Source organism: Bacillus sp. COPE52 (assembly GCF_003355115.1).
GTDB classification, from domain to species: domain Bacteria; phylum Bacillota; class Bacilli; order Bacillales; family Bacillaceae_G; genus Bacillus_A; species Bacillus_A toyonensis.
Genome location: NZ_CP031292.1, coordinates 288,910 through 298,516, shown reverse-complemented (window position 1 = coordinate 298,516; position 9,607 = coordinate 288,910). Strand labels below are relative to the sequence as shown.

General features: G+C 35.2%; 8 protein-coding genes. 3 read left to right on the top strand and 5 right to left on the bottom strand.

Annotation, left to right across the window (positions count from 1 at the left end):
* Nucleotides 1-209 precede the first annotated feature (209 nt).
* The gene (locus tag DPQ31_RS01635) at nt 210-1,511 is read right to left on the bottom strand and encodes an MFS transporter (protein ID WP_098163023.1); all 1,302 of its coding nucleotides are present in this window, start codon (nt 1,509-1,511) and stop codon (nt 210-212) included.
* 142 nt (nt 1,512-1,653) lie between these two features.
* Nucleotides 1,654-3,180, bottom strand: coding sequence for an FAD-dependent oxidoreductase (locus DPQ31_RS01630; RefSeq protein ID WP_098711080.1), 1,527 nt, complete (start codon nt 3,178-3,180; stop codon nt 1,654-1,656).
* A 581-nt stretch (nt 3,181-3,761) separates the two neighbouring features.
* Between DPQ31_RS01630 and DPQ31_RS01625 the strand changes: the two genes are divergently transcribed.
* Nucleotides 3,762-4,847 carry a Delta(10) desaturase DesB gene (locus tag DPQ31_RS01625; RefSeq protein WP_098165075.1) on the top strand — a complete coding sequence of 362 codons (1,086 nt, stop codon included), beginning with the start codon at nt 3,762-3,764 and terminating at the stop codon, nt 4,845-4,847.
* A 52-nt stretch (nt 4,848-4,899) separates the two neighbouring features.
* Here DPQ31_RS01625 and DPQ31_RS01620 read toward each other — a convergent pair whose 3' ends face one another.
* The 3 genes from DPQ31_RS01620 to DPQ31_RS01610 form a co-directional block, all read right to left on the bottom strand.
* A complete protein-coding gene (locus tag DPQ31_RS01620) occupies nt 4,900-5,592 on the bottom strand; it encodes an amino acid ABC transporter permease (RefSeq protein ID WP_000461553.1) in 693 nt (230 codons plus the stop codon).
* 93 nt (nt 5,593-5,685) lie between these two features.
* Complete coding sequence (locus DPQ31_RS01615; RefSeq protein WP_000823745.1) at nt 5,686-6,480, bottom strand: ABC transporter substrate-binding protein; 795 nt, start codon at nt 6,478-6,480, stop codon at nt 5,686-5,688.
* Between the two features lie 121 nt (nt 6,481-6,601).
* Nucleotides 6,602-7,324, bottom strand: coding sequence for an amino acid ABC transporter ATP-binding protein (locus tag DPQ31_RS01610; protein ID WP_208731481.1), 723 nt, complete (start codon nt 7,322-7,324; stop codon nt 6,602-6,604).
* Nucleotides 7,325-7,534: 210 nt separating this feature from the next.
* On the opposite strand from DPQ31_RS01610, the gene DPQ31_RS01605 reads away from it, so the two are divergent.
* Together DPQ31_RS01605 and argR are read left to right on the top strand one after the other, a co-directional pair.
* Nucleotides 7,535-8,827, top strand: coding sequence for a methyl-accepting chemotaxis protein (locus DPQ31_RS01605; protein WP_000514185.1), 1,293 nt, complete (start codon nt 7,535-7,537; stop codon nt 8,825-8,827).
* A gap of 153 nt (nt 8,828-8,980) precedes the next feature.
* Entirely contained in the window at nt 8,981-9,430 is a 450-nt protein-coding gene (argR, locus tag DPQ31_RS01600) for an arginine repressor (RefSeq protein ID WP_000711836.1), read from the top strand.
* Nucleotides 9,431-9,607: the final 177 nt, after the last annotated feature.

Sequence of the window (9,607 nt, the reverse complement as noted above, 5' to 3'; positions counted from 1 at the left end):
ATGTGTATTTTTTCATCAGCTGTAAATTTAACCATAGAAAAACTGCACCTCCAATTGTTAGACGGTGTCTAACAATTGGGGTGCAGTTCATAAATTTGTGCTCTTTTTTTATCCCGCTATTTGTGGGAGCCTTACTGCCCGTAAACGCCTGATTGGTGTGGACTAATAATCAGCTGGGGATGCACTTCAACACTGATTAAAGTTTCACTTTATTTTGTAGGAATAAAGAAAACAGATATAGCTGCGATAAGACCTGCAAAAGAGAATAAGTAAAAATTCCATGCTAAGTCATATTGCATTGTCATAATAATACCGACAAGAATAGGTCCAGCAATTGCACCAACTCGGCCAAGTCCAAGTCCCCAGCCTAAGGAGGTAGCTCGTATATGTGATGGGAAGTATTGTGTTACATAAGCATTTAATATTTGAGTAATACCGACTGATCCAATTCCAGCAAGACCAATTAAAAGATAAATGATTGTAACAGATGGTTTAATTGTTAGTAGTCCAATACATATGGCTGCCATAAGATAGGAGATGCTAATAACAATTTTTGCTCCTATACGATCGGCAATCGCCCCGGCAAATAATGCGCCGATAGCTGCAGTAATATTTAGCATAAGTAGAAATGATAAACTAGATCCAAGAGGATATCCTGCCTGACGCATCATCTGTGGTAACCAAGTATTTAAACCGTATATTAAAAACATTCCCATTATATAAGTGATCCAAAAAAGTAGCGTTGCTTTTATGTATTCTTTTGAGAATAACGTAAGAAATCCATTTTTCTTTTGTATATTAGATGGTGCTTCGGAAATTTCATCTTTTACATGGAATTCAATTTGAAAGCGATTAAGAATTTTGTTCACTTCTTCTTGTCGATTCCGCGACAATAAAAATTGAATGGACTCAGGTAAATAACGAATAATGAAAGGAATGAGGAGTAGCGGAATCATGCCGATGCCAAACATAATTCTCCATCCGAAATCTTCTAACATAAACATGGATAAAATAGCACCTAACACGATACCTAAAGGATAGCCGGTAAACATAAGAGCATAAATAAAAGATTGTCGTTTTTTTGGTGAATATTCAACAGTAAGTGCGGAAGCTGTTGGGATAACACCGCCTAATCCGATTCCTCCGATAAATCGAGATAGCCCAAATAATTCAGGAGAAGGAGCAATTGCAGCTAAGCCCATTGTGATAGAAAAAAGAACTAAACAGCATATAAGTGTCCACTTTCGTCCAATTAAATCTGTAATGGTTCCGACTAGAATAGCGCCAATAAACATCCCAAATAGAGCATAGCTGGCAATTGTTCCAGCTTGAGCTGGTGATAGTGCCCAGCTGTTGTCTTCTAAAAGCTTTGGCAGAACGGCACCGTAAATACCTAAATCATATCCGTCAGCTAGAATGGCGAGCCAACAAATAAAAACAACAAGTTTTGTAATAGAGCTTGAAAAGATAGTTTCTGTAGATTCTAGATGAGGTGGAGCAGAAGGTTGCATAGTATTCACCCCTTTTATTTGTAGATGAATATATTATTTTATTTACTGTTAATATTTCCCTTCTTATGTCGAAATTTATATGAAAAGGTGTCATGAAAAACAAAGAAGTTCAACAGGATTCTTGTTGAACTTCTTTGTTTTTTTATTCGTTATCAACTCGTTTTAATGGTTGATCTGCTGGCCCTTCCATAACATCGCCATCAATGGAAAAACGAGAACCGTGGCAAGGACAATCCCAAGTACAATCACCGTTATTCCATTCAACTTCACAGCCGAGGTGTGTACAAGTCGTATCGACGATATGTAGTTTTCCTTCTTTATCTTTATAAGCACCTGCTCGTTTACCGTTGACATGTACAACGGATCCTTCGCCAACTTCAAGATCCTCTGGTTTACGTAATGCAGTTTCAAGTTTCCCTTCAATTAAATGTTTAGCAACATCAATGTTTTGAGAAAGGAATGTTTTTATATCTGGATTTGCATGAAACCGTGATGGTGCAAACAGCTCTTTATATGGGCTGTGGACTTTTAGTATGGAATCCTTCAGTAAATGAGCTGCAGCAGTTCCAGTTGTCATTCCCCATTTGCGATATCCAGTTGCAACAAATATATTTGGATTGCTTTCGTTAATATGTCCGATATAAGGGAGCTTGTCTAGCGTAATCAAATCTTGCGCTGACCATCTATAGGGAACTTCATCTACTCCAAAAGTTGCTTCAGCAAAAGAATAGAGTGCTTCATAATGAAGCATCGTATTTATTCCCTGTCCCGTTTTATGGCTCTCTCCGCCAATCAAAATCAACTTTTCTCCATTGTTTGTTATATAGCGTAAGGAGCGTTTTGGATCATCAATACTTAAATACATGCCACCTGGATAATCCGTTTTTGCTTTTATTGCAAGAGCATAGGAGCGTTCTGCGTACATTCGCGTAAAGAAAAAGCTATTCGCATCATAAAAAGGAAAGTGAGAACAAGAGACGATATATTCACAAGTGATGCGATGCCCCTCCTTTGTAATTACTTGTGGATAATCTCCTTTTTCCACATCCATAGCTGTTGTTTGTTCATAGACCTTTCCTCCCATCTCCACAAACTTTTCTAAAAGTATTTTCAAATAAAGGAGGGGGTGGAATTGCGCTTGATTTTTCATTACAAGTGCAGATTGTACTGGAATAGGAATCGATAGAGATTGAACATAGTCACAAGGTATATTTAATTTTTGATAAGCTTCATATTCTTTCGATAAATTTCTTAATCCGTTATCAGTAGTTGTATATAAATATGAATTTTCATTTGAGAAATTACAGTCGATTTTATATGTTTGAACAGTTTCATTTATGAATTGTAGAGCCTTATTATTTGATTCATAGTAAAGCCCGGCCTTTTCTACACCGAAATGATTTATTAATTCATCATAAATAAGATCATGTTGTGCTGTTACTTTTGCTGTTGTATGCCCAGTCGTTCCGTTTAAAATACGACCAGAATCAATTAAAACAACGTCGATGCCTTCTTTTGCAAGTAAATAGGCAGTAGTAATACCTGTAATACCAGCACCGATAATAGCAACTTTCGTCTTTATATTTTCGGATAAACGAGAGAAAGTAGGAAACTGAGTAGATTCAATCCAATAAGATAGCGGCAGTTGTGGAAATGTATCACTTGTCATTGCGGAAACCTCCTAATTTTAGAACAATTTTCCTTTTAATATTTCCATATTATATGAAATTCATGTGTATTGTTTTAGAAGTAGTCTATCTTTATTAAAAGAGGTTATAAATTATTTTGATATAATTAATTAGGTGGGGCATTATGAAGAAGTAGGATTTATATAAAACTAAATTTAAGTGATTCTGTTTGTTGATTACATAGAGAGTTATTGAATGAGATAGAGTCTATGGCGTTTAAGAAAATGTCTATATATAGTAGGTGAATCCTTATGGAATCTATACATTTTCTTTAGTGAAATAAAGTATGATTATAAAAATATAACCAACTTTTATTACTAGGTCATAAAAGTTGTTGACAATATAGAAATTCTATTGTTATGATTCATCATGTGGAAAGGTTGATAGAGAGTAAAAAGAGAAATGTTTTTCATTGATAATAAAAGCGAAAAATAAGTGACGATAGAGTGAGTATATTTTCCTTATAATAGATGCTTTTTGGATCATCTAGTAAAATCAATCTGGAAGCAAGAATTGATATATGTAAGTTGCGCAAGGCGCGGCATAAGAAAGGGGCAAAAGGATGAAGGAGCTTCATACGTTTGGGTGGTATGCAGCACGTGTATCACCACATTTGCCGAAAAAAGCATTTAAACCAGTGCCTACTCGTTTATTTGGTGGACTGGCTTATTTGCTTGTGGCATTGGCGGGGTTAATATCGATTGGTGTATTTGAATTGAATGTGTGGGCGAATCTAGGAATTGCGATTGTTCTTGGATTATGTTTTGCTTCACTAGGATTTTTAGGGCATGAAATTTTACATGGAACTGTTGTAAGAAAGGCATGGCTTCGTGACTTCTTAGGCGCGATTGCATTTATGCCATTATCAACAGGACCAAAGCTTTGGAGAAAGTGGCATAATGCAACGCATCATGTTCATACACAGCATGAAGAGAATGATCCGGATGCATGGCCGACACTTGAGAAACTTAAGAAGAGTAAGTTTTTGAGTTGGGTATATCGTATGCCTTTACATGTACGTTCATTCTTTAGTTTTCTGTCACTAACAATTCAATTTACATTGCATTCGACTCGAATGTTCTTTCATTTTATAAAAGAATTTAAGTCATCGAATCAAAAATCTGTATGGCTTCAACTTCTTTTGCCTTGGACAGTTTGGATTAGTTTATTATTTATTATGGGACCTGGAAAATGGTTATTTGCATATGTAATTCCGTTGTTAATTGCTAACTTTATTGTAATGGCATATATCGCAACAAATCACCGCTTAAATCCAATTGTTCCAGTAAATGATCCGTTAGCAAACTGTTTATCAGTAACAGTGCCGCGCTGGGTAGACGTTTTACATTTCAATTTCTCGTATCATACAGAACATCATCTGTTCCCTGCTATGAGCTCTAAATACTATCCGTTAGTAAAAGAGAAGATTAAAGAAATGTGGCCGGAACGCTATCACGAAATGCCGATGACAAAAGCATTGGCAGCACTTTGGAATACACCACGTGTGTATTATCATGGAAGTGAATTAGTTGATCCGCATAGAGAACATTTCTACGGTTCTTTAGGAAATGGATTAGACCCTCATAATATTTCATATCGTGAGGAACATATAGAAGAAAAAGAGAATATTAAAAAAGTAAATCAGTAAAAGTTGATATATTTTGCAGTGAAAAAGCAAGCCATCTCAGGCTTGCTTTTTTTTATAAAGAAACTTCTTTTTTATTCTTTGTATGGACTTGGATAGAGTTTGTCTCTTTGCGCTGTAATCGTTTTTCTAAAAGGTTAACAAAATAAGTAAATAGGAGAACGAGTACGAGATAATATAAACCAACGATTACATATGTATCTAATTGTTGGAAGTTACTTGCGGCAATTGATAAACCCGATCCCCATAATTCGGACAGTCCTACGTAAGCAACAAGTGAGGAATCTTTCAATCCAATAATAAATTGATTACCTAGAGGAGGAAGAGATAGACGAAATGCTTGTGGTAATATAATTCGGCGCATCGCCAAAGGATAAGGCATGCCTAAAGAGCGAGCAGCTTCTAATTGTCCACGGTCAACGGATTGAATGGATCCACGGAAAATTTCGGTAATATATGCACCGTTATGAATTGCTAAAGCAATTGCTCCTGCCCAAAAAGGGGTGAACACAACAACAGATGTAATACCAAAATAGAGAATTGCGATTTGAACAATTAAAGGTGTACCACGAATAATGGCGATGTAGACATGAGCGATACTATTTAGAACTTTATTGTTAGAGATTCGAAAGAAAGCGAATAGTAATCCAATTAATGAGCCGAGTACTAGGGAAGTTAATGTTAATTGTAATGTGACAATAGTAGCTTTTAAGAGTGTGGGGTAGGTAGAGATAAAAATTTCAAACATGCGTTTCACCTCATAGTGTATAGATTTTAGTAGGGAATGAAATACCCCACATAAAAAGTGGGGCATGATTTATGGAATCTTTGAATAGTTAACTTACTTCGTTTTTGCCTCTTCTCCAAGAATATTACGACCAAACCATTTTTTACTAATCTTTTCGTACGTACCATCTTTAATGATTTCATCTAAAGCCTTATTTACTTTCTTAACCATTTCTTTATCATCTTTGCGAATAGCAATTCCCATTTCATCAAGATTTAATGGTTTTCCAGCTTCTTTTATATTTGATTTACCTTCTTTAATCATTCGAAGACCAACCATTTGATCAGTGATTACTGCGTCCACACGCCCAGGCTCTAAGTCCATAAGAGCGGTAATATCACTATCGTATTCCGTAATTTGATCTGTATGTTTTGAAACAAGAGTTTTAAAGGTACTAGCTTTTACAACACCAATTTTCTTTCCTTTCAAATCTTCTGGAGAAGAGATAGATGTATTCTTTTTAGCTACGAAAATCTGGGCACCAGAGCGATAATATGGGTTTGAGAAACTAACAGCTTTTAATCGTTCTTCTGTAATGGCCATACTTCCTAAGATTGCATCATATTTTTTTGATTGTAGACCTTGAATTAGCGTTTCCCACGGATTTGTAATAGGAGCGGGTTTCATTCCCATCTTTTTCGCGAGCGCCTCACCTATTTCTACATCAAATCCGGCAAGTTTTCCGTCATTTTCTTTATAGTTAAAAGGTTTGTATAATCCACTCATCGCATAACGAAATTCCTTTTCACCATTTGATGAAGTAGTCGAGCTTTCCTTACTACAGGCTCCCAGTATGAATGATGTACATAGTGTAATACTCGCAACAATGGTTAATAGTTTTCTTTTCATAAGACCCCTCCTATATATTGATCATACGGATGGTTTTAAGTATGTTATCGAGATATTTTATTTGGACAATTAGTTGTGCACCGTATAAATGTATTTCTTTACGTTTGAAATAGAAGTTACATTATAAAACGTTACGTAAAAACTGTTTTGCTCGTTCATGTGATGGGGCTGAAAAGAATTGCGCTGGCGGAGCATCCTCTACAATTTTTCCGTCATCCATAAAGATGACGCGATCAGCTACATCTCTTGCGAAATTCATTTCATGAGTAACAATAACCATTGTCATTCCTTCTTCAGCAAGTTCTTTCATAACTTGCAATACTTCTCCAACGAGTTCAGGGTCTAAGGCTGAGGTAGGTTCATCAAATAGCATAATTTTAGGATTCATAGCAAGAGCTCGTGCAATCGCAATGCGTTGTTTTTGACCACCTGAAAGTAGGTGAGGAGTTACATCCGCCTTATCTTGTAGGCCGACTTTTTGTAGGAGTTGATTCCCAACGTCCTTCGCGTCTGCTGTTTCCAATTTTTTTACGTGAATAGGTGCTTCTATGATGTTTTCTAGTGAGGTCATATGAGGAAAGAGGTTAAAGTGTTGAAAAACCATACCGACATTTTCACGGACTTTGTTTAAATTTGAATGCTTTGGATCAATTCGTTCACCTTGTAAGTGAATTTCACCTTCATCGTACATTTCTAAAAAGTTAAGACAACGAAGTAATGTACTTTTGCCGGAACCACTGGCACCGATTAAAACAACAACTTCTTTTTCTTTTACTTCTAAATCAATTCCTTTTAAAACATCAAGTGAGCCAAATGATTTTACTAGATTTCGAACTTGAATCATACAAAACCCCCAGTCAAAAATATATTTTACAAATGTTGCCCCTTATTTCTGTTATTAGTCATAAATTGTCAGAATCCTTTATTTTTTTCAGGGGATTTAATATTCAAAGAAATAATGATTTTTAAAATCCCTATATCTTTCTATAACGAAAATATGGATAATAATATATAGGTAGTACTTATATTGCTTATAAGAAGGGGGAAAGAAGAGATGGGAAAAGAAAGAAAAACATTTTCCTTTGGCTTGCGTATACAGCTTATGTTATTTACTACAATTCTAGCTTTCATTACATATTCAACAAGTTTAATTTTCATTTACGTTATATATGATTATTTTCAAAGTTATGTAAGTCAAACTGTTTATAATATTATCGTTATGTTATTAGGTGTAGTATGGTCTGGAATTTTAGCGTATGGGGCAGCAATATTTTTAATTAAACCACTTCGAAAGTTGGAAGAAGCAGCAAGGAAAGCGGCTGAAGGTGATATTCGTGAAGATGTCCCATTGCCAAAGACCGATGATGAGATAAAATCTTTAAGTGTTGCATTTAATATGATGCTAGGGAACTTAAGGGGCATGGTAAAAAATATCGATACTACATTTTCGTATACAAATAATCAAGTTCAGCAAATTAGAAAACAAACAGGTGAAGCGACAAAGCAAGCACAAGGTGTGTCTGAAACCCTTGCGGAGATTTCTTCCGGTGCCGAGCAATCAGCAGCATCGATTCAAGCGATCGTTTCTACTGTTGATACAACGACTTCTATTGCAAATGAAGTAGAAGGAAAAGCAAAACAGTCTGACGAGTTGTCTTCAGAAATGGTTCAAGCTTTAGGACAAAGTACACGTGTCTTTACTTCTTTAATTCAAGGTATTCAAACATTGGCGAGAGAAAATGAAGATTCGATGGAAAATGTACAGAAATTAGAAGAGCGAATGAAACAAGTTGAACACATTGTTTCTGTTGTGAGTGAGATTGCTAGCCAAACAAATTTATTAGCACTCAACGCTTCTATTGAGGCAGCTCGTGCAGGGGAGCATGGAAGGGGCTTTGCGGTTGTAGCAGAAGAAGTACGTAAACTTGCTGATGAAAGTGATCATTCCGCAAGAAACATATCGCAGTTATTACGGAATATGCAAGATGAAGTACAGCAAGTCGCATTGAAAATGACAGAGCAGGTGAAGACAGCTAAAGAAGAGGCGAAACGCGGAGAAGCTACAGAATTAATTTTAAAAGAAATGTCATCAAGTGTTATGGAAGTAGCCGATGCAACTAAGCAAATTAGTAGTTATATGAATGAACAAGTGAATCACATTCATCAAACAGGAGCACAAACAAAGGCTGTAGCAGCAATTGCGGAAGAAACGTCAGCTGGTTCACAAGAAGTGGCACGTGTGACGTTGCAGCAGTCTAAAAATATGATAGCAATCGATCAATTATTAAAAGACTTAGAGAAGCAATCAGCGGATTTAAAACAAACAATTGAACGGTTTTCAATGTAAAAGAGAAGAACAGAATGCTGTTCTTCTTTTTTTTTAGCTAGATTTAATATCTACAGTTAAAAAGTATAAACTATGAACGTTTCCGCAACATTCTTTTCTGTCCCTTTCGGATGAAAATTATAGCGAGCTATAATATTAAAAGGGGTGTCTTTTATGAAAAAAGAAAAAAGACAACGATTAATTAAACAATTTGTAAAGGAGTATGAAATAGAGAAGCAAGAAAGATTAGTAGAATTGTTAGCAAAAAAAGATGTATTAGTAACACAAGCTACAGTTTCTCGAGATATTCGTGAGTTAAATTTAACGAAGGTACCTTCTCAAGAAGGATTAATGATATATAAATTTTTCTCAGAAGAGCATTTACAAACTGATATAAAGTTAAAGAAAAAATTACGAGAGGTTGTTGTAAAAATTGATTGTGTAGATCAATTAATGGTTATTAAAACATTACCCGGTAATGCACATGTTATTGGTGTTTTGTTTGATGAGCTAGATTGGAAAGAAAAAATAGGATGTGTATGTGGAAATGATACATGCCTTATCATTTCTCAGTCAAAATCAGATAGGGAGATTTTAGAAGAAAGGTTAAATTTAATTATTTAGATGCAAAATCCTGTTTTTAATAAAAATTAAAAACAGGATTTTTGTTTAAATACGGAAGTTAAATATTCAACATATATGCGTAATATATGTATTTTTTTATTGAAAAATCGGGATGAAGTGTTATAAAAATACAAATTCATATGATTTTAAAAAAATAACTTGTTTAATATTTCACAA

Coding starts and splice junctions, on each gene's coding strand:
- DPQ31_RS01635 (WP_098163023.1), bottom strand. CDS start 1,511: ATGCAACCTTCTGCTCCACCTCATCTAGAATCTACAGAAACTATCTTT.
- DPQ31_RS01630 (WP_098711080.1), bottom strand. CDS start 3,180: ATGACAAGTGATACATTTCCACAACTGCCGCTATCTTATTGGATTGAA.
- DPQ31_RS01625 (WP_098165075.1), top strand. CDS start 3,762: ATGAAGGAGCTTCATACGTTTGGGTGGTATGCAGCACGTGTATCACCA.
- DPQ31_RS01620 (WP_000461553.1), bottom strand. CDS start 5,592: ATGTTTGAAATTTTTATCTCTACCTACCCCACACTCTTAAAAGCTACT.
- DPQ31_RS01615 (WP_000823745.1), bottom strand. CDS start 6,480: ATGAAAAGAAAACTATTAACCATTGTTGCGAGTATTACACTATGTACA.
- DPQ31_RS01610 (WP_208731481.1), bottom strand. CDS start 7,324: ATGATTCAAGTTCGAAATCTAGTAAAATCATTTGGCTCACTTGATGTT.
- DPQ31_RS01605 (WP_000514185.1), top strand. CDS start 7,535: ATGGGAAAAGAAAGAAAAACATTTTCCTTTGGCTTGCGTATACAGCTT.
- argR (WP_000711836.1), top strand. CDS start 8,981: ATGAAAAAAGAAAAAAGACAACGATTAATTAAACAATTTGTAAAGGAG.